The organism is Gammaproteobacteria bacterium, assembly GCA_016765075.1.
Lineage (GTDB): Bacteria > Pseudomonadota > Gammaproteobacteria.
The window spans coordinates 1-20007 of sequence record JAESQP010000039.1 but is presented as its reverse complement, the minus strand read 5'-3'; the positions used below and the strand labels follow the sequence as shown (position 1 = coordinate 20007).

At 45.8% G+C, this 20007-nt stretch carries 15 protein-coding genes; 7 read left to right on the top strand and 8 right to left on the bottom strand.

Features of this window, described 5'->3' with window-relative positions:
- The first annotated feature begins 97 nt into the window (after positions 1-97).
- The 3 genes from JKY90_02465 to JKY90_02455 are packed head-to-tail and all read left to right on the top strand — an operon-like array spanning position 98 to position 5879.
- On the top strand, positions 98-1417 hold the full coding sequence (locus JKY90_02465) for a TolC family protein (GenBank protein ID MBL4851134.1): 1320 nt from the start codon (positions 98-100) through the stop codon (positions 1415-1417).
- A complete protein-coding gene (locus JKY90_02460; protein ID MBL4851133.1) occupies positions 1410-2726 on the top strand; it encodes an efflux RND transporter periplasmic adaptor subunit in 1317 nt (438 codons plus the stop codon). The genes JKY90_02465 and JKY90_02460 overlap by 8 nt, the downstream gene beginning before the upstream one ends.
- Before the next feature lie 24 nt (positions 2727-2750).
- On the top strand, positions 2751-5879 hold the full coding sequence (locus tag JKY90_02455) for a CusA/CzcA family heavy metal efflux RND transporter (protein ID MBL4851132.1): 3129 nt from the start codon (positions 2751-2753) through the stop codon (positions 5877-5879).
- Positions 5880-6069: 190 nt separating this feature from the next.
- On the opposite strand, the gene JKY90_02450 is transcribed toward JKY90_02455, so the two are convergent.
- Positions 6070-6651: a hypothetical protein gene (locus JKY90_02450; GenBank protein ID MBL4851131.1), complete on the bottom strand. Its 582-nt coding sequence runs from the start codon at positions 6649-6651 to the stop codon at positions 6070-6072.
- Between the two features lie 17 nt (positions 6652-6668).
- Positions 6669-8888 carry a VWA domain-containing protein gene (locus JKY90_02445; GenBank protein MBL4851130.1) on the bottom strand — a complete coding sequence of 740 codons (2220 nt, stop codon included), beginning with the start codon at positions 8886-8888 and terminating at the stop codon, positions 6669-6671.
- A 472-nt stretch (positions 8889-9360) separates the two neighbouring features.
- Between JKY90_02445 and JKY90_02440 the strand changes: the two genes are divergently transcribed.
- The 4 genes from JKY90_02440 (at position 9361) to JKY90_02425 (ending at position 14344) form a co-directional block, all read left to right on the top strand.
- Positions 9361-9975 carry a TetR/AcrR family transcriptional regulator gene (locus JKY90_02440; protein MBL4851129.1) on the top strand — a complete coding sequence of 205 codons (615 nt, stop codon included), beginning with the start codon at positions 9361-9363 and terminating at the stop codon, positions 9973-9975.
- A gap of 81 nt (positions 9976-10056) precedes the next feature.
- Positions 10057-12387 carry an MMPL family transporter gene (locus JKY90_02435; protein MBL4851128.1) on the top strand — a complete coding sequence of 777 codons (2331 nt, stop codon included), beginning with the start codon at positions 10057-10059 and terminating at the stop codon, positions 12385-12387.
- Positions 12356-13138 carry an outer membrane lipoprotein-sorting protein gene (locus tag JKY90_02430; GenBank protein MBL4851127.1) on the top strand — a complete coding sequence of 261 codons (783 nt, stop codon included), beginning with the start codon at positions 12356-12358 and terminating at the stop codon, positions 13136-13138. The genes JKY90_02435 and JKY90_02430 overlap by 32 nt, the downstream gene beginning before the upstream one ends.
- A 30-nt stretch (positions 13139-13168) precedes the next feature.
- Entirely contained in the window at positions 13169-14344 is a 1176-nt protein-coding gene (locus JKY90_02425; GenBank protein ID MBL4851126.1) for a hypothetical protein, read from the top strand.
- A gap of 101 nt (positions 14345-14445) precedes the next feature.
- Here JKY90_02425 and JKY90_02420 read toward each other — a convergent pair whose 3' ends face one another.
- The 6 genes from JKY90_02420 to JKY90_02395 form a co-directional block, all read right to left on the bottom strand.
- On the bottom strand, positions 14446-14910 hold the full coding sequence (locus JKY90_02420) for an LEA type 2 family protein (GenBank protein MBL4851125.1): 465 nt from the start codon (positions 14908-14910) through the stop codon (positions 14446-14448).
- Positions 14911-15015: 105 nt separating this feature from the next.
- Positions 15016-16098, bottom strand: a complete 1083-nt coding sequence (locus JKY90_02415) for a 3-deoxy-7-phosphoheptulonate synthase (GenBank protein ID MBL4851124.1) — start codon at positions 16096-16098, stop codon at positions 15016-15018.
- Positions 16099-16158: 60 nt separating this feature from the next.
- Positions 16159-17304 (bottom strand): homoserine O-acetyltransferase, encoded by a 1146-nt coding sequence (locus JKY90_02410; protein ID MBL4851123.1) that lies wholly within the window; start codon positions 17302-17304, stop codon positions 16159-16161.
- Between the two features lie 204 nt (positions 17305-17508).
- Positions 17509-18240 (bottom strand): DUF1566 domain-containing protein, encoded by a 732-nt coding sequence (locus JKY90_02405; protein MBL4851122.1) that lies wholly within the window; start codon positions 18238-18240, stop codon positions 17509-17511.
- A 209-nt stretch (positions 18241-18449) separates the two neighbouring features.
- Positions 18450-18920: a hypothetical protein gene (locus JKY90_02400; GenBank protein MBL4851121.1), complete on the bottom strand. Its 471-nt coding sequence runs from the start codon at positions 18918-18920 to the stop codon at positions 18450-18452.
- A gap of 28 nt (positions 18921-18948) precedes the next feature.
- Positions 18949-19983, bottom strand: coding sequence for a metallophosphoesterase (locus JKY90_02395; GenBank protein MBL4851120.1), 1035 nt, complete (start codon positions 19981-19983; stop codon positions 18949-18951).
- Positions 19984-20007: the final 24 nt, after the last annotated feature.

Genomic DNA, 20007 nt, shown 5'->3' with positions numbered 1-20007 from the left:
TCATTTTTTAAAACCAACTAACTATTTAAAACCAAGTTGTTACGCCTGCACAATAGCAAGCGTACACAAGGAGTTTGTAATGTGGGTATCTTTTTTAATGCCGGGACCAACGGCTAGGCGGTCGGCTGCATATTGTTTGGTGCTACTGAGTTCAACCGCGATTACCGGTATTGGTGTTGCCTCCGATTTAGCAGCAAACAAGCGTACGATCAGCTTGCATGAAGCCGTTATTAAAACCATTGAACACAACCCCGATCTACAGGCGTTTGATTACCGATTGAAAGTACAGCAAGGACGAGTACAACAAGCGGGATTGGCGCCCAGCCCTGAATTGAGTTTGCAACTGGAAGATGTTTTAGGCACGGGTAACAACAAAGGGGTGGATAGCGCAGAAGCGACCCTTAGTATTGGCTGGATACTTGAACGCGGCGTCCGCCGACATTACGTTGATGCCGCACGCGCAGGGTCAGTTTTAATCGAAGTTGAAACAGATATCAAACAACTCGATGCGGCAGCCGAAACAGCACGTCGTTATCTCGTCAGCCTGGCCTACCAAGCACGCGAGGCAAACGCAGATAAAACCATTCAACTCGCACAAGAGACAATCCGTGCGGTACGTATACGCGTTAAAGCAGGCAAGACACCTGAAGCTGAACTTTTCAGGGCGCAAGCAGAATTGGCGCGCAGAAAACTGCAGCGTGAAGATATCGAACATGAGCTGCTGTCAGCGAATCGTCGCTTGGCTGCCCAGTGGGGAGAAACGACACTGACATTTGCGCGGGTTGAGGGTGACATTACCAACCTTATCCAGGTGGCATCATTTGAAACACTCAAATCTCAGCTACCACAAAACCCTGAGTTTGCCCGACTATTGTCAGACCGGTTGTTAAAAAAGGCGGAATTACAGCTCGCACTGGCGCAAAACAGACCTAACTGGCGTGTCAATGCAGGGATTCGTCATACCAACAATGGCAATGATCAAGCCTTTGTTGCAGGCATTAGCATTCCCTTTGGTGAGCGTACGCGCAATCCTGGCCGCATTGCAGAAGCGCGTGCTAATCTGGCTAAAACAAACAGTGAAGAGCAAGCCGCTCGCATTCGCATTGAAACCGCGCTCTTCGTGATGCATGAAAAATTGCAACACAGTCTGCATATCATCGGGACGGTACGTGGCGAGGTTATCCCCCCGCTTGAGCAAGCACTCACCGATACCCGCAGGGCATACAAGCTTGGGCGCTATAGTTATCTGGAACTACGTAGCGTCCAGGCGGAATTACTGGACGCACACAATGCATTGGTTGAAGCTAGCATTGATGCCCACCGCAACATCATTGAAATTGAACGATTGACGGGCGTGCGCATCGCGCAAGCCGTGTCTCCTTTGAAAGGCCAAACCCATGAGGTTGCCAATGAATAACACCATAAAATACGCTCTCGCACGTCCATGTGCTTCGCTGCATAAGACCCTCCGTGGCCAAAATATTTCACATCAAATTTTGCTACCGTTGTTATTAGCCATATTTCTGACCGCTTGTGATGGTACGAATTCAGAACAAACGATGTCGTCCAAAGGGGGACATGGTGAAATGGCTGAAGCAGAACCAGAAAAAGGTCCGCATCGAGGGCGGCTATTAAACGATGGCGACTTCACACTTGAACTGGCTATTTTCGAGACCGGCGTACCCCCTGAGTTTCGCGCCTGGGCGACAAAAAAGGGTAAGACGCTCAACCCTAATGAGGTGGGTCTCAACATCAAGTTAACCCGCCTGGGCGGCAAGGTTGATGACATTAATTTTGAACCAAAAGGCGATGCGCTGCGTGGCGATACGGTTATCTATGAACCCCACTCCTTTGTCGTCACGATTAATGCCACGTATAACGGTGCAACCCACACCTGGCAATACGATAACTTTGAAGGCCGTACCAAAATTGAAACTGCGGTTGCCGAAGCCCTGGAAATCGGTACCACGGTTGCCGGTTCCGTCGTCATGCAAGAAACCATCAGTGTCTATGGTCAGATCGCAGCCAACAGCGAGCGCATGCGCAGAATTACGGCTCGTTTTGATGGCACGATTAAATCAGTCTTAGTCTCACAAGGTGAGCAAGTTGGCAAAGGTCAAACACTGGCCACTGTTGAAAGCAATGAAAGTTTACAATTGTTTACTATTACCTCACCTATTAATGGCGTCATCACTCAACGTGATGCCAACGTCGGCGAGCAAACGGATGGCCGTCAACTGTTCAAGATCATCAATACCCATTCGGTGTGGGCAGAACTATCGGTCTTTCCGACCGATCTGGCGCAAGTAAAAACGGGCGCGCCGGTCACCATCACTGACACCACCAGCGGCCAGACTGTCAACGGTAAAGTCTCTCGAATTAATGTGATGGCACAAGCCAACCAAGCGGTGAATGTTCGCGTCGTACTGGATAACAAAAAAAGCCAACTGCGCCCTGGGCGTCACGTCAGCGCAAAAATAACCGTGGGTGAACATGCCGCTGCCTTGGCGGTAAAACGAACGGGACTGCAAGCCTTCAGGGATTTTACCGTGGTCTACGCGCAAATCGGTGAGGAATACGAAGTGCGTATGCTTGATCTTGGTCTACAAGCCGGTGAGTGGGCCGAGGTGCTGGGTGGCCTGGAACCTGGCACGCGTTATGTCAGTGAAAACAGTTACGTCATCAAAGCCGATATCGAAAAATCTGGTGCCTCCCATGATCACTAAGGCGATCACAAAAGGCAATTCATCATGTTAGAAGCAATTATCAAGTTTGCACTTGCCCGTCGTGGATTGGTGATGGTGCTTGTTCTGTTTGTGATGGGATTGGGCGCGTGGAAGTTTACCCAGCTACCCATTGATGCGGTACCGGATATTACTAATGTTCAGGTAGTCATCAATACGGCAGCGCCTGGTTACACCCCGTTGGAAGTCGAACAACGAGTGAGCTTTCCGCTAGAAACCGCGATGGCGGGTCTGCCAAAATTATCCTATACCCGCTCCCTTTCACGTTATGGTTTGTCGCAAGTAACGGTGGTGTTTGCAGAGGGCACGGATATCTATTTTGCTCGGCAGTTAGTCAGCGAACGGCTGACTACTGCCAAAGGTGATCTCCCCCCTGCGTTAGAGCCGACCCTTGGCCCCATTGCCACAGGACTGGGTGAGATTTTTATGTTTACCGTCGATGCCGAACCGGGCGCCAAAAATAGTGATGGCAGCCTGATTACGCCGATGGATCTACGCTCAGCCCACGACTGGATTATTCGTCCGCAGTTAATGCGTGTACCCGGCGTAGCTGAAATCAACCCCATTGGTGGTTTCAAGAAAGAGATTTTAGTCGCCCCCGAGCCAGCCAAATTACTCGCCTACCAGATAAGCTACAGCGATGTGGTTGAGGCGATACAAAATAACAATAACAACCGTGGCGTGGGTTTTATCGAACACAACGGCGCGCAATGGTTGATGCGTGTCCCTGGTCAGGCCAACACACTAGGCGACCTGGAAAACATTGTCATCCGCCAACATCAAGGCATTCCTGTTCAGGTAAAAGATGTAGCCAGTGTGACCCTGGGTAAAGAGTTGCGCTCAGGTGCCGCAACACAGAATGGCCGCGAGGTAGTGATGAGCACGGTCTTCATGTTGATTGGTGAAAACAGCCGCACCGTTGCCAGTAATGTCGCACTCAAATTAGAAGAGATTAAAACCAGCCTGCCGGACGGCATCACCGTCACGGCGGTGTATAACCGCATGACGCTGGTGGATAAAACCCTAGAGACGGTGCAGAAAAACCTGCTGGAAGGTGCGCTGCTGGTCATCCTGGTTCTATTCCTGTTTTTAGGCAATATACGCGCAGCGATATTAACCGCTGCGGTAATTCCCATTGCCATGTTAATGACCATTACCGGTATGGTGCAGACCAAAACCAGTGCCAACCTTATGAGTCTGGGTGCGCTGGATTTTGGTTTGATCATTGATGGCGCGGTGATCATTGTCGAAAACTGCATGCGCCGCCTGAGCCAGGCCTATCGTAAAGATGGCTTGTCACTCAGTGAACGTTTGACTATTGTGTTTGAGGCAACACGTGAGGTGATTCGCCCCGCGCTATTTGGCGTCTTTATTATTACCGCCGTCTATATTCCCATCTTTGCCCTCAGCGGCGTGGAAGGGAAAATGTTCCACCCCATGGCGACCACCGTCATCATTGCGCTCGTCAGCGCGATGATTTTATCCATTACCTTCATTCCTGCGGGCGTCGCGCTGCTGTTTAAAAAACCGATAAAGGAGAAAAAGAACATCGTCGTGCAGACGGCGCGCTCACTCTACAAACCTGTCTTATCGCTTTCGCTGAAACTGAGATGGCTTGTTGTTGCACTGGCGATCGTCTTAGTTGTCGGTTCCGGTTTTCTGATCCCCAAACTCGGCTCAGAGTTTGTACCCAACCTTGATGAGGGTGATATCGCCATGCATGCCCTGCGCATTCCCGGCACTTCACTCAGTGAGGCGATTCATCTACAAAAAATCCTGGAAGCAGAAATCACAAAATTACCAGAAGTTGAACGGGTATTTGCCAAAATCGGTACCGCCGAAGTGGCGACCGATGCCGTGCCACCCAGCGTAGCAGATAATTTTATTATTCTTAAACCGCGTAATGAATGGCCAGACCCCAATAAAACAAAAGCGCAATTTGTCGCTGAATTAGAAACCCTGGTGACACCGATCCCCGGCAATCGCTATGAGTTTTTGCAACCTATTCAGATGCGCTTTAATGAACTGATTTCAGGCGTGCGTTCGGAAGTGGCGGTTAAAGTATTTGGTGATGATTTTGACCAGCTTATTGCACTAGGTAGTCAGATAGAAAAGGTCATTGGCAATGTGCCGGGCGCTGCCGATGTGGCTGTCGAACAGACCACAGGGCTGCCTATAATGACAATTGAGCCCAAACGTGAAGCCATGGCGCGTTATGGTTTAAGCATCGTTCAATTACAAGATTTGCTCGCAACGACATTAGGCGGAACCGTCGCCAACCAACTGTATGAAGGTGATCGTCGTTCCGATATCGTAGTTCGACTAGCCGAACATCTACGCACTGATGTCGATGCCCTGGCCGATCTTCCCATCATGCTGGCGGATAACTTGTATGTGCCTTTGAAAGAAGTGGCTGAGTTAAAATTAGTTATGGGCTACAGCCAGGTCTACCGAGAAAATGGCAAACGTCGTGTCGTGGTCTCAGCCAACGTTCGCGGACGCGATCTCGGCTCTTTTGTGCAGAATGTGCAACAGGAAATTAAACAAAATGTCGATGTACCTGCGGGTTATTGGGTGGAATACGGAGGCACCTATCAAAAGCTTCAGTCCGCCACTCAACGCCTCGCCATTGTCGTACCCATCACGCTGCTATTAGTCATTGGCTTGCTCATATTGGCCCTGGGTTCCGTCAAAGATGCTACCATTATTTTTTCAGGTGTTCCTTTGGCACTCACCGGCGGTATCGTTGCTTTGTTATTGCGCGATATCCCTTTCTCAATTTCAGCTGCCGTAGGCTTTATTGCGCTTTCAGGCATTGCGGTGCTAAATGGTTTGGTCATGGTCTCATTTATTCAAGACTTGCGGCTTCACGGTCAGGCACTTAATGAGGCGATAATAGAAGGCGCATTAACCCGCCTGCGCCCTGTGTTAATGACTGCATTAGTGGCCGCGCTGGGGTTTGTGCCGATGGCACTTAACACTGGTATCGGTTCAGAGGTACAACGTCCATTAGCCACAGTTGTCATTGGCGGGATTATCTCATCGACCTTATTGACTCTGGTGGTACTGCCTGCTTTGTATCGTTTGGTGCATGGTCGAGAAGTACGGATGTCACCTAAGCAACAGAAGACATAGAAATTAAATACTATTATCAATAATAGACTTGGCTGCTAGATTAGAGCCAAAAAAATGCACCTTGTATATTTTTCTAAGTATTGATGGCGAGTATCTGGCGGCCAATTATACTGGCAACTAGTAGATTGTAGCGCTTGCAATCCACGCTAAAACTTGGCTCAAGAAGCGTCATGTTTAGAAAAAACGAGCCTTATGCTCGAGCTACGCTTTGCTTTGTTAGAGCCTCGTGTTTCTCATAGATAATTTCATATTCGCTCATTGTTTTTTCATTTTCCGCAATCAATTTATCCATTTGAGAGCGAAGATTTTCGTTCTGATTTGTAAGAGACTGAATGAGCTCAGCGTGTTGAGACGATTCAGCATCTACTGAATCAGCTTGCGTATCCTCATTCTGAATTGGTAATTTAATATGGCAGGCTCGAATCAGGTCATCGACATATTCATTAACCTGTTCTAATGCATGCCCTTCATGATGCATCACCACTTTTACGAATTTTCCATACAGCGAATTCTCTTTTTCTAAAAGCGAATCAACATGTGCAGATATTTCTGATGCGCCAAGGCGATCACCAAAACTCTCTGTAGCAAACACTAAGTGACTTTCCTTACGCTTACTAACGTTGGCATTAATTTTCTTCACAAAGTTCCTAGCCTCTGTCATTTTGCCCTTGCTTTTACGTAGAAAAATAACACCAATAATGATAAAGACAACTATCAGTACCAACGCTATTTCTACTATTATCAAACCAGAGCTTGCCATTAACTCCTGCATTTACCTAACCCCTTGCCTCATGCCACTTTGTCAGCTTCAGGTTTGTCATCTGCTACGTGCCCCCCGCTCATGTCGGGGGCAGGCTCTTGGGGTATATCTGCTGCCTGTTCACTCTCGGCTAGTACATTCTCTTCTTCTACCGCCTCTACCCTTTCAGCTTCTTGCGCTTTTTCGATCTCTTCTATCACTGTATCTTGACTCATTTCTGGCGAACCATCTGATTCTGCTTTCGCCTTATTCTCTACTCCCTCAGTTGAAGCGGAGTCATTTACTTCTACTTTTTCAATATCTTCTGTCGCTGTATCTTGGCTGGTTTCTGGCGAACCACCCGGTTCTGCTTTCGCCGCAGCAGACTCTGGCGTAGCAACCTCCAACTCATCGTCAGCTTCATTCGATTTTTTGCGTTTACGTGCCACCCACCACCAAACACCACCACCTATAGCAAGCAATAAATTAACACCAACAATAATACCGATCACTAATATCCAATTAGTACTATGATCCTCTTTCTCTGTGGCTTGCTTATCAGGCTCCGCAGCCTGCAAATTTTCTGTAGGGTGCTCCTCTTTCACCTGTGGCTCTACTACTTCTGGTAGCACATGATAATCATCGTTTGCCGCAGGCTGAGGAATATGCGCTGTAACATCCTCAGGCTCATGTGTTATTTGAGCAATCAGCTCTGCTAATGGTGGCGCACCCGGCATGGCGATATCCCATTCATAAGAAAAATCACGCTTACCATCAATCTTGCCATCGACATTAAAGGTTAAATACTTGCCACTCACCTTTGGTGGCAATTCAAACTGCCAAATCTCATTTTCGTCACGCGGCAATTCAACGGCAGGTTGCCCGTTACCAGCCAACTTCAGTGTCAATGAATCAATCATTAAAATACTTTTATCAATACGCGGTGTCAGTGTCAGCAAGAAAACTCCACCTTTATCGGCACCCAACTCTTTAACGTCAGTTGTAACAGGTTCACCCATCACATTGATGGTATGGTGATATTCACGCTCAAACGTCGGAGTAGTCGCAATAACGCTTAACTCGTAAACACCTTGCACATCAAGCGGCCTCATTGTAGTGCTAAAAATACCATCGCCAGCATTAAGGTCTGGAGGAATGCCATCATCACTTAATGTAATGCTTTGTGTAACACCATTAGACTCTTCTTGTAGCAACACCATCTCAATATTTTCTAACAACTGACGCTTTATTAGTGGCTTGCCGTCTTCTAGCATATGTCCTGATATATGAACAATTTCATTGGGCATAATGCTGTTCGGTATAGGCGAAACATGTAACTCAAGGTTGGTCGCAACGATCACACGGTTATCGGGATCTATATTGGCATCAATTTGCCATTGTCCTGCAACAGGAGACTCCACCGTTACCAGGTCAAAGCCCTTCTCATGATGCCACTTAACATTCGCTGGATGAGATGCCTGATTAAACGACTGACCATTAGGCGCAATGACCTCAGCCAGCCTGGCTTCGTCTGCCTGCATAATAAGCAAGGTCATATTGTTAATACTTTTATCAACCTTAAACTTATTATCTTTTAGTGGTAAAGAAGGAGCCTCAGTAGATTTTTCGAAGAGTTTTAAAAACAGGCGATTGAGCTTATTTGCTTCAGTGGCTCTCATATAACTGCCATCAGTCGCAACAGCTATAGTCTCTAACAATTGATGGTCAGCGTCTTCTGACAGGGCAATAGTATGAACAATGACGCCAGCTTTCTTTAAACGCGGTAGTGTCTGCTCAATAATGCGACGACGTGACTCTGCGCTTTCCTGCGCTTTTTTAGAGACATCAACGTAACCATCACTTAATAGAATAATATTACGTTTCGTATTGGGATCGTAATCAAACCAACCGCTAGAGGCATTTTCCAACACCCCTTCAATATTGGTATATAAACCAGCAGAATTAATTAACGCTGATTTCTCTCTAGCCAGCTCTCGCCATTCATCATCAACATTGCGTACTGGCACTAACATATTGACATAGCGGCCAAAAGTCCAGACACCACAACGGCTGCCTTCTGGCATCAAGCCAGCAATGAGACGCGTCGCTGCAATGCGTAGATTGCCCGGGTCGCTCTTTTTCATGCTTCCCGAAATATCAATCAGTACGCGTACATCTGGTATCTGATTGACAGCAGACCATACTGGCGCTGCTACCAGTACAAGAATAATAAATGCACAATTCCTTGTGATACTAAATCCGTATTTCACATCAAATAAAACCACTAGAGTGATATTTACAGTAGCGGCACCCAATTAACGGGACTTGAGTACGAAAAACACTGGAGTCCAGGCCAAATGGCAACTGACCGCACAAGATGTATGCTAGCCCGTATTTCTCACCAGGATGACGAGTCCTCGCTTGATCTTTGATTTCACAGTGGATTTTCTTCGGTCGGAAATACAGCCGGTATTCCACTGCCTCAGAAAATCCACTGTGAAATCAACTCTCTGCGCGATCATCTCGCCCCCTGGTGAGAAATGCGGGCTTGCCCGCATTTTGGGCTTCTGTTCCTAAACACCTCAGAGGTGAACGCCAATAGCGCCGCTTGAGGGACTTATTCAGAGCCCCCTAGAATACGAATTTTAAGCCAGGGCCTGTTAGCCCAACTCGGATCACTTGACACAGAAAATTAGTTGCGCATAATAGTGAATAATTAATAATTTATTCACTATTAACATTATGGCACCAGCTCAAACGGCACAAACCACCGATAGTATTCGTCAGCGCATACTCGAAATCGCCAGGCAACGGTTCTCGCACTATGGTTACGGCAAAACAACCATGGCCGATATTGCTGGCGATGCAGATATGTCAACTGCCAATCTCTATCGCTATTTTACCAATAAGCTCGATATTGCTAGCGCCTGCGCACAAAACTGCATTCAGCAAGAACACGACCAGAGCCATCAAGCCATCAGTGAAAAAGGACTGTGTGCCGAGCAGAAATTACTGCGCCTGACAATGCTGATGATAGAACATGCCCATGAAGTTATCGCTGAAAATACCCACTTAAATGAAACAATAGCGATGATCACAACAGAGCGGCCTGATATCGTTCATGAAAGTTTGGCAGCACAACAAAAGATGATTGCTGGAATACTACTGGAAGGCAATAACGCCGATGAATGGCAGGTTGACGATACCAATGCTACCGCCAAAACGCTACTTTCTGGCCTAACGTTATTTAACTTTCCTTTATTTATTGGCTTATTTCCAAAAAGCGAATTTGAACAGCGCGCGAAAAACCTTATTGACCTATTTGTAAAAGGTATGCGCGCTAGTAGTGCTACTTAATCAAATGATAATCTTTTTCAGCTCGTAGTTTGAGCATGGAGTGCCAAGCTTTAATATTCTATTTATTCATACGGAGATGGTATGACAAAACAGATAGAAGATAAAATAGGTGCCTGGGTCATACGCTGGCGCTGGCCTATTATCATACTGACGCTGATTTGTGTTGCCCTTATCGCCAGCGGTGGTGGAAATCTCAAGTTCACTAATGATTATCGTGTCTACTTCGGCAAAGACAATCCTCAAATGCTTGCATTCGAGAAATTGGAACAGACCTACAATAAAAATGACAATCTATTGTTGGTTATCGCACCTAAAGATGGCAATATCTTTAGCAAAAAAACCTTAAGAATTATCCATGCACTGACTGAACAAGCATGGCAGATACCCTATTCAACTCGGGTTGATTCCATTGCAAATTTCCAACACAGTTATGCTATTGGTGCAGATGACCTCGTCGTCGAAGACCTTATCCTCAACCCTGATTCGCTCACGCCAGAAGATATCAGCCGAATCAGGGAGGTCGCATTAAACGAGCCGAACCTGGTCAACAATATTATTTCGCCTGGTGGTCACGTCGCTGGTGTCAACGTCACTGTATATCTGCCTGGTATAAATGAAGAAACGGAAACACCAGAAGTCGTTAAATTTGCTCGAGACCTGGCCAAGCAAATAGAGCAAGACCATGCCAATATTGACGTTCGCCTGACGGGCACGGTGATGATGGATAATGCTTTTGGTGAAAGCTCACGCCATGATATGAGCAACCTGGTGCCGCTTAGCTTTCTTGCCATGATGATTATGTTGGCCGTGCTCACACGCTTTTTTGCTGGCACACTCGCCACGGTATTAGTCATCGTTTTCTCGATATTAACCGGCATGGGTATGGGAGGATATTTAGGCTTGTCGATAACAGCGCCAGCGGCGTCGGCACCCATTATTATTCTGACTATTGCTATCGCCAATTCAGTGCATATTCTCATGAGCTTACGCCAGCAGTTGCGTGCGGGGGTGACTAGGCACAAAGCCATTAGCGAAAGTTTGCGCATTAATTTGCAACCCATTTTTTTGGCCAGCCTGACCACCGCTATTGGCTTTTTAAGCCTTAATTTTTCTGATTCACCACCCTTTCGTGACCTGGGTAATTTCACCGCAATGGGTGTCGTTGGCTCATTTTTCTACGCCACCTTATTTCTGCCTGCCCTATTAAGTGTATTGCCCATTCGGATAAAGCCTGGCGCCACGCAAACCACCCCGGCAATGCAGTACTTTGCAGACTGGCTTATTCGCAATAGACGAGGATTGTTGTATGGCGTCGGCACAGTGGTTGTGGTGCTCATCGCTATAGCCCCTAAAAACGAACTCAATGATGTGTTTACAGAATATTTCAGTGAACGTACCGAATTTCGCCAGGACAACGATTTTGCTATTGCCAACCTTACCGGCGTTGAACTTATCGAATATTCCTTTGAGTCTGGCGTGGCAGGAGGTATTGCTGATCCTGAATATTTATTGGCGCTGGCTAATTTTACCGAGTGGTGGCGACAGCAACCAGAAACACGCTATGTTAATAGCCTTATTGACATCATGCGTCGCCTTAATAAAAACATGCATGGCGATGATGAAGCCTGGTATCGCATTCCCGAGCAACGTGAACTCGCCGCACAATATTTACTGCTCTATGAAATGTCATTACCGTATGGCTTGGATCTCAATAACCAGGTGAATGTCGATAAATCAGCCACACGCCTCTCGGTGATGCTCGGCAACATGTCTACCAATGGCCTATTGGCTTTAGAAAAACGAGCCCAGGCCTGGCTATTGGAAAATTCTCCGCGATACAACGATTTTGACGGTTCAGGAACTTCTATTATGTTTGCTCATATCGGCAAACGTAATATCAACAGCATGCTGCTTGGCACCACCCTGGCGCTGATCGGTATATCGCTGATACTGATTGTCGCATTCCATTCGATAAAAATTGGCTTGCTCAGTCTGATACCTAACCTGGTTCCCGCTGGCATGGGCTTTGGTATTTGGGCACTTGCAGTGGGCCAGGTGGGACTTAGCCTGTCAGTCGTCATGGGTATGACTTTGGGTATTGTCGTTGACGATACCATACACTTGCTGAGCAAATATCTACGTGCTCGTCGCGAAAATAGCGCCAATACTTTTGAAGCCGTACGTTATTCCCTGATGACAGTAGGCCCCGCCTTGGTCATCACCTCGACAATTCTTATCGTTGGTTTTTTAATTCTAACCCTGTCCGACTTTTACCTTAACTCATCTATGGGTCTGCTTACCGCCATTGTTATTGCGGCAGCCCTCGTTGCAGATTTTTTATTTTTCCTTCCCTTACTGATGAAAATTGAGGAGAACCGTAATGACACGCTTATTCGTACTACTGCTGATTAGTCTGCTAACACTTCATAATGCGTTTGCACAAACACCCGAAGAGCGTGGCCTTGAAATAGCCATTGAGGCGGATAGACGTGATTCCGGCTTTGGTGATCAGGTTACCGCTATGCGGATGACATTACGCAACGCCGCTGGTAAAACAAGCATTCGCGAAGTCCGCATTAAAACACTCGAAGTCGAGGGCGATGGTGACAAAAGCATTTCTATCTTTGACCAACCGCGCGATGTTAAAGGTACAGCGTTCTTAAGCTATACACACTCGAAAAAAGCGGATGATCAATGGCTCTTTCTCCCCGCGCTAAAACGTGTCAAGCGTATTGCCTCTCGCAACAAATCAGGTCCATTTATGGGCAGTGAGTTTTCCTTTGAAGATATCGCCTCATTCGAGGTGGATAAATATACTTATAAATATCTGCGTGATGAAGAAATTGATGGCCGCCCTCTTTTCGTCATTGAGCAATTTCCCACCTATGAATTTTCTGGCTACACTCGCCGCATTGTTTGGCTTGATCAGGAAATGTATCAACCATTAAAAACCGAATTTTATGATCGCAAGAACAGTCTGTTAAAAACCTTAACTCAGTATGACTATCAAAAATATAACAAGCAATATTGGCGTGCCGATCGCTTTGAAATGATTAATCATCAAACCAAGAAAAGTACCACTCTGGAGTGGCATAACTACCAATTTCAAACTGGCCTCAGTGACCGTGACTTTGATCAGAATAGTTTAAAGCGTGCGCGTTAATCAATGTATAAACACCTTGCTCTATGCCTACTGACAGTGTCGCTGAGTCAGGCTTCCTTTGCCCGTGATTTACCCTATGATTTACAAGGTGAATTATCTGGCTTTGCCGCATTAGAATATCGTTACTTTCCACAACAAGCACGTTCTGTACAACAAAGCGATAGCAACATCTCTTTTTCACTGCAACCTGAACTCTATTATAGTTGGGACAAGGGCAAACAAAGTTTGCTCATTACACCTTTTATTCGTTTAGACCAGAATGACAACGAGCGTAGCCATGCCGACATTCGTGAATTGCTTTACGAGATTGTCGCTGATCGTTGGGAACTACGTGTTGGCATAGGTAAAGTCTTTTGGGGCACCACCGAGAGCCAACACCTGGTTGATATTATTAATCAAACCGACTTGATTGAGAATCTCGATACGGAAGACAAGCTTGGTCAGCCTATGATTAATTTAGCATTGGTCCAACCAGCCGGAACACTCGATCTATTTCTACTGCCAGGCTTTCGTGAGCGCACATTCCCCGGTGTTGATGGGCGCCTGCGCAGCATCCCTGTTGTCGATAGCAATAATCCGATCTATGAATCGTCAGCCGAAGAAAAACACATAGACTGGGCGCTACGCTGGTCACAAGTACTCGGTGGTTGGGATATTGGTCTCTCGCATTTTTCGGGCACCAGCCGCGAACCTGTCTTTATCACCAACAATGATGGTAGTGCATTCATACCGGTCTATAATTTAATAGACCAAACAGGCATTGATGTACAAACTTATCAAGCAAACTGGCTGCTCAAGCTTGAAGCGATATCGCGCAGTGGACAGGGTGATCGCTTTACCGCTTTGACAACCGGCTTTGAATACACCGTTGTCGGCGTATTCAATACAGCCATTGATATAGGCTGGATTGGTGAATACTTATTTGATGACAGAAATGAAGCTGCTCTCACACCCTTTGAGGATGATTATTTATTTGGCGCACGGCTCACCCTAAATGATGCACAGTCAAGTGAATTACTGTTTGGCATTATTCAAGATGCCAGCAGCAGCACTCGATCATTCAACCTTGAAGCTAGCCGCCGTATTGGACAAAGCTGGAAAATCGAAATCGAAAGCCGTTGGTTTTCAAACGTGGAATCGACTGACATCAATTTCAGCTTAAGTCGCGATGACCATATTCAAGTTACACTAAGCAAGTTCTTTTAACTGAGACCTTTGCACGAGGCAAGCGGCAAAAGAAAAATGAGGGAAAATCAGGGTGAATCCACCATTTTTATCTGTCAATTTCCTCGTGCCAAGGCCTCTAACTATTTAAATAAATCCAGCACACCCTCTTGGCTAATATTATAGGTGAATGGAACAGGGCGACTTAAACGCAGCTTGAGACCAAATACGTAATCTAATGGCTTATCTGGCTGAGCCAACATGTGGCCGAATAATGGCAAGGTATCATTGAGATAAGTGGTAACATCAATTGCTACTGCTTGCTGGGCATTAGCCACCAGGCGAATAGTCTTACCATGCTTGCCCTCTGCTAAACGCTTGCCTGCAACCGTAACTACATAGTCCATCGACTTGATGACGATTGTCTGATTATTAGGATTGCTCACATCAAATTTAAGTTGAAATTGTTGCTGATCAAGCGCAAGCGAAGAAATACTCAACCCGGCGAACGATACCTCAGGCTCTTGTAGTGGTTTAACTGCGGCGCAGGCTGACAAGACCAATAAAACATTAACTAGCGCGATATTGATCAATATTTTCTGTAACATATAATATCGCGGATTTTAGCTCTCGCCAGTTTTTAAAAATTAAACACTCGGTACACTTCGACAAAACACTCTTTGGCAACCGAACTAAAGAAGTTTTAGAATAACTTATGCCGCTTTCTTTTTCCTGCGCTTTATAATAGGTAATAAACGCTCATGCGCATTGAGCAACTCACGCTCTGTGGTTGCCCAATCGATACAGGCATCAGTAATTGATACGCCACGTTTAAGTTGGCCAACATCCTTTCCTAAGGATTGGTTGCCCCATTCTAAATTACTCTCCATCATCATACCAATAATATTATCATTACCTGCTACGATTTGATCGATGCAATTATCAAAAACGATAGGTTGATTTGCTGGATCTTTATTAGAATTACCATGACTGCAATCGACCACAATATTGATCGGCATACCAGCGTCGGTTAGTGCGTTTTCACACTGTCTAACACTTTCTTTATCATAGTTAGTGTGGCTACCACCACGTAACACAACATGACCATAACTATTGCCGCGTGTACGAAATACAGCACACTGACCCTGTTGGTTAATGCCAAGAAAATGATGCGGCTTTGAAACTGAGGCTAAAGCATTGATTGCCACATGTAAACTACCGTCAGTACCGTTTTTAAAGCCCACCGGCATTGATAGCCCGCTGGACATTTCACGATGCGTTTGTGATTCGGCAGTACGTGCGCCAATCGCCGTCCACGATACCAAGTCTGATAAATATTGTGGGGTAATAGGATCTAACGCCTCAGTACCTGCCGGCAAACCGAGCTCATTTATTTTAAGCAAGAAATCGCGCGCTAGATGCAGCCCCTTCTCGATACGAAATGAATCATTAAGGTCAGGGTCGTTAATTAAACCTTTCCAACCCACTGTCGTCCGTGGTTTTTCAAAATAGACTCGCATGACTATAACGATAGTATCGCTGATTTTATCAGCCAGCACTTTAAGTTGCTGGGCATAGTCATAAGCTGCATCAGTATCATGTATCGAACATGGGCCAATCACTAAAAATAAACGTGGATCTTGGCGATCAAGAATGCGGCATAAGGTTTCACGCCCGGCCAGAACGGTATCAATAGCCTGCTCAGTAATTATAATATTAGACTTAACCTCTGCCGGAGTAGGCAAAAGATCTTGAGACAATACATTAAGATTGTTTAAACGGTCAGTGGGGGACACTTAGATATACCTGCAAAATACTTAGAGAAAAAATTGGAAAACTAAAGTGCGTCGTTAGCGTTAAAGTGTCTTAAGAAACTCTGCGAGAACAGGCATAAATGCATCTTCATCAATAAGAAACGAATCATGTCCATACGGAGAATCTAGATCAGAAAAACTCACATCACTACCCAAGCTTTCAAGGCGATCAACAATATCTCGCTGCTCATCGACTGTAAATAATACGTCTGAAGATATACCAATCACCAATGAACGAAAGGGTAGCGGTGCCTGTTTAGACAACAATAGAGGATGTTCGCGACAATCGAACCAATCCATAGCACGAGACAAGTACAAATAGCTATTGGCATCAAATTTTTCGGCGAACTTACGCGCATTATGTTCGAGATATGACTCAACCTGAAATTCAACATCCACCAGGTCAGCATCATCAGCACGCTCGGCAATGCGTTCACGACCAAAACGCTCTAACCATTCACCAGCAGAACGGTACGTCGTTAAACCCAGTTTACGCGCAATGCGCATACCTTCGAATGGGCCTTTACCGACTTCATAATGGCCTTCTTTCCATTCTGGATCGCAGGTGACGATTTCACGCTGCAAAGAACGCACACCGATAGCAAAGGGTGATGAAGCGGCTGTTGCTGAAATTGAAACGAGGTTGCTTACTTGCTTGGGATACTCTAAAGCATAGTAAAGTGCCGCCATGCCGCCCAATGAAGAGCCCATAACGGTATGCAAGGATTTAATACCCATCTCATGCATAGCAAGATTCGCAGTAAAAGCAACATCTTCAACCGTCAGCTCGGGAAAATCAAAACCATAAGGGCGTTTTGTTGCAGGATTGATTGAAATTGGCCCAGCCGAACCAAAACAACTGCCTAAGGAATTAACGCAAATAACATGATAGCGAGCACTGTCTATAGGCTTACCTTCGCCTATCATAAACTCCCACCAGCCAGGTTTAGGATTTTCCTGGCTTGATGCGGCGTGAGTACCAGGCGATAAGCCAGTGAATAATAAAATTGCGTTATCGCGCGCTTCATTGAGCTCACCCCACGTTTCGTAGGCGAGCACAACTTCCTGCAATATGCCACCGCGCTGTAACGTCAGCGGGGAAGGAATATGAATTGTTTTGACACCTGACGTGGCCGAACCAGGTAGAAATACTACCTTACCGTCAAATTTTTCGTGCGCAATCGACATCGTAATAAAATTCTAATAAACAAAGATTAATCGGCACGAACCCATTGGACTTACAGTGCCAAGAAGACTAATTATGGCACAATTTAAACGGAAATGCTTAGCAGACCTATATAAACTAGAGGGGCGTTCTCAAATAATTGGGGACGCCCCTTGGCTTAATTACTTATCACACGCTTATGCATAATGCCTTGACCTTGAATACTACTATTCTTTATTTGCAAATGGACTCTGCCAGGCAGCGCCATCCGAGCCATCGTGAATTAAACGTACAGCGCCCATCTTACTAATTTTTTCTCTGCGAAACTCACCAGACACAAAATCTGTACCATAAGCTTCGTCTTTACTAAATTCTGCTTTATTCAAATCATCAACTGCCGGCATTGAAGACCAGAAAAAGACTGCCGGAGCACCTGTAAAAACCTCAATATTCATTGCTGGGTTTGAACAATTTGTTTCTCGTAACGTCATCAACTCAGGAAGAAAGGGGACACGCCATTGATCAAAACCACCAAATGCCTCTTCGTTGTATTTTACCGCGAGTTGATGTACTTCGTGCCAAGTAAATAATTTTGGCTCACCAGTACAAATCTGGTTCTTACTATCCCATTTCTGACCCAAAGCACAACGCATCCATAGTGTGGCTTTACGTTTGTAACCATTATCAACAACAATGCGTTCATCACCTTCAACAAAACTATAGTTTTCTGTCGGAGCAGTCCCTGTTGATTCCGTACCACATATTTGTGTCAGCAATACGGGCGCAGCAACAACCACTTCTTCAGCAGTAGTCGGCGCATCCAAAGCGGTCATCGTTTCACCCACTACCGTTGATTCAGTGGTAGTTGATTCATTGACAGCCGAATTATCACTACATGCAGACAAGCCACCCAGTGCCGTAACACCGACTAAAGCGATAATAAAAAATTTAATATTCATTGTTCTTCCTCAAGGCTATAAAAAACCACCGAATCTTCTTAATAGTCATTACTGCGACACATTCACAGTATTCGATAGAAAAGGGAGGCCTCAAATAAAAAAAGCCTACAGGAAAAATACCTGCAGGCTTTAGAGTACTGCTTAAACCAAAGTTTAAACGTGGATTACGCTTATTATTTTAGGTGTAATCCTTAAGGTAGGTAGAACCCTTAGTGGGCAGTACCAGGGTAACCAGGACCAGAGATCACTGGTTTCGCACCAGTTTGAACATCTTTACCTAGGTCAATGACAGCACCACGATTCATATAGGTAGCATAGGTTTCTAGAGCGATCATTTCATCACTAGCATAGTCAAAACCATCAGCAGCTGAAACCGCTTGCAAACACCACTGAACCATGTCACGTAAAGCCACTACGCGACCACCCAGTGTACGATGTGCCTTAGGAAACGTTTCAGGCTGAATAGCAGAACCGTCTGGATGACAGTTACCACAACCCAGGCCATTAGAACCCTGAGGTACGTGCCATAAGTTATCACCTTTAGCTACAGCAGCCATTAAAGCGTCGAATTGATCCGCAGCTTCTTGGCCAACGATTGGCTTAGCAGCAAAAGCACTACCTGCAGTCAAAGCGACAGCAGCAATACCAGCGATAGCTATATTTTTGATTGTATTTTTCATTTTCAACTTACCTCCGTTTGATCCGAGACTAGATCGGAATACCAGCAGCGACGTTAGCAGGAAGCAGATCAGCTGAGAACGCATGATAGTTCATGGTCCCATCAAAATCCGCACCAACAGCTACGCTAGCAGCACCCATGCCATCTTTAAAATCACCAGGGTTCTGACGATTCATCTTGATGTGCGGGTAGGTAAGCTCAACCGGTGGATAAGGCCAAGGCCATGAAGTAGACATCAAACCGGCTGACGTCATGTTACCAACGTTGTTATAAACAATCTGATGAACGTGACCATGGATTGACATCACTTTGTCGAACTTACGCAAAATACCGCGGATCTCTGGAGCATCGGTAGTCTGGAAGTTCCAACGTGGATAGTAATCCCACAATGGTGAGTGAGTGAAAATAACGATCGGTGTGTCTGGGCTCAATTTAGCCACGTCTTTTTCAAGCCATGCTAATTGTTTTTCATGAACACCCCAAAGACCACAACGGTGACATTCTAGCTCTTCCAAACGACCCATACGTTCGTGATCGGTTAAGCCTGCATCAGTCCAAAAGTCACGTACCAAAATAGAGTTCATACCGATGATATGCACACCGTTATGATCATGTGACCAGGCTTCTACACCCTGCTTAGATTTAGGCAGGAAGCGTTTACGCCAATCAGCACCCATATCCAGATAATAATCATGCTCACCCGGAATAACCAGCATTGGCATTTTCAGCTTAGATAAGATCTTTTGACCTTTTGCAAGCTCTTCTGCTTTACCAAATTGACCAATGTCACCTGCGTAAATCAACAGGTCTGGACGAGGTTTTAATGCGTTAACCTGTGCCACTGAGTCTTCCAAAAACGCATCGAAACGATGGTTCGGGATATCATACAAATGAGCATCAGTTAATATTGCAAAGGTAAAAGGTTTAACTTTCGCACTCGCTGATGCAACACCACCCAAGCCAATCATGCTTGATGCGGTAGGGGCAAACGTACCAGCTACTATGCTAGCCGCCGCACCCTTCGAGGTTACACCCAGAAAGTTACGTCTTGATATTTTTTCCATGCCTTCTCTCCTCTCACTAGCTAG

What these genes read in the sequence shown, in the direction of transcription:
- JKY90_02440 (MBL4851129.1), top strand. Translation starts at nt 9,361, where the DNA reads ATGGCACCAGCTCAAACGGCACAAACCACCGATAGTATTCGTCAGCGC.
- JKY90_02435 (MBL4851128.1), top strand. Translation starts at nt 10,057, where the DNA reads ATGACAAAACAGATAGAAGATAAAATAGGTGCCTGGGTCATACGCTGG.
- JKY90_02465 (MBL4851134.1), top strand. Translation starts at nt 98, where the DNA reads ATGCCGGGACCAACGGCTAGGCGGTCGGCTGCATATTGTTTGGTGCTA.
- JKY90_02410 (MBL4851123.1), bottom strand. Translation starts at nt 17,304, where the DNA reads ATGTCGATTGCGCACGAAAAATTTGACGGTAAGGTAGTATTTCTACCT.
- JKY90_02460 (MBL4851133.1), top strand. Translation starts at nt 1,410, where the DNA reads ATGAATAACACCATAAAATACGCTCTCGCACGTCCATGTGCTTCGCTG.
- JKY90_02405 (MBL4851122.1), bottom strand. Translation starts at nt 18,240, where the DNA reads ATGAATATTAAATTTTTTATTATCGCTTTAGTCGGTGTTACGGCACTG.
- JKY90_02420 (MBL4851125.1), bottom strand. Translation starts at nt 14,910, where the DNA reads ATGTTACAGAAAATATTGATCAATATCGCGCTAGTTAATGTTTTATTG.
- JKY90_02395 (MBL4851120.1), bottom strand. Translation starts at nt 19,983, where the DNA reads ATGGAAAAAATATCAAGACGTAACTTTCTGGGTGTAACCTCGAAGGGT.
- JKY90_02455 (MBL4851132.1), top strand. Translation starts at nt 2,751, where the DNA reads ATGTTAGAAGCAATTATCAAGTTTGCACTTGCCCGTCGTGGATTGGTG.
- JKY90_02400 (MBL4851121.1), bottom strand. Translation starts at nt 18,920, where the DNA reads ATGAAAAATACAATCAAAAATATAGCTATCGCTGGTATTGCTGCTGTC.
- JKY90_02450 (MBL4851131.1), bottom strand. Translation starts at nt 6,651, where the DNA reads ATGCAGGAGTTAATGGCAAGCTCTGGTTTGATAATAGTAGAAATAGCG.
- JKY90_02430 (MBL4851127.1), top strand. Translation starts at nt 12,356, where the DNA reads ATGACACGCTTATTCGTACTACTGCTGATTAGTCTGCTAACACTTCAT.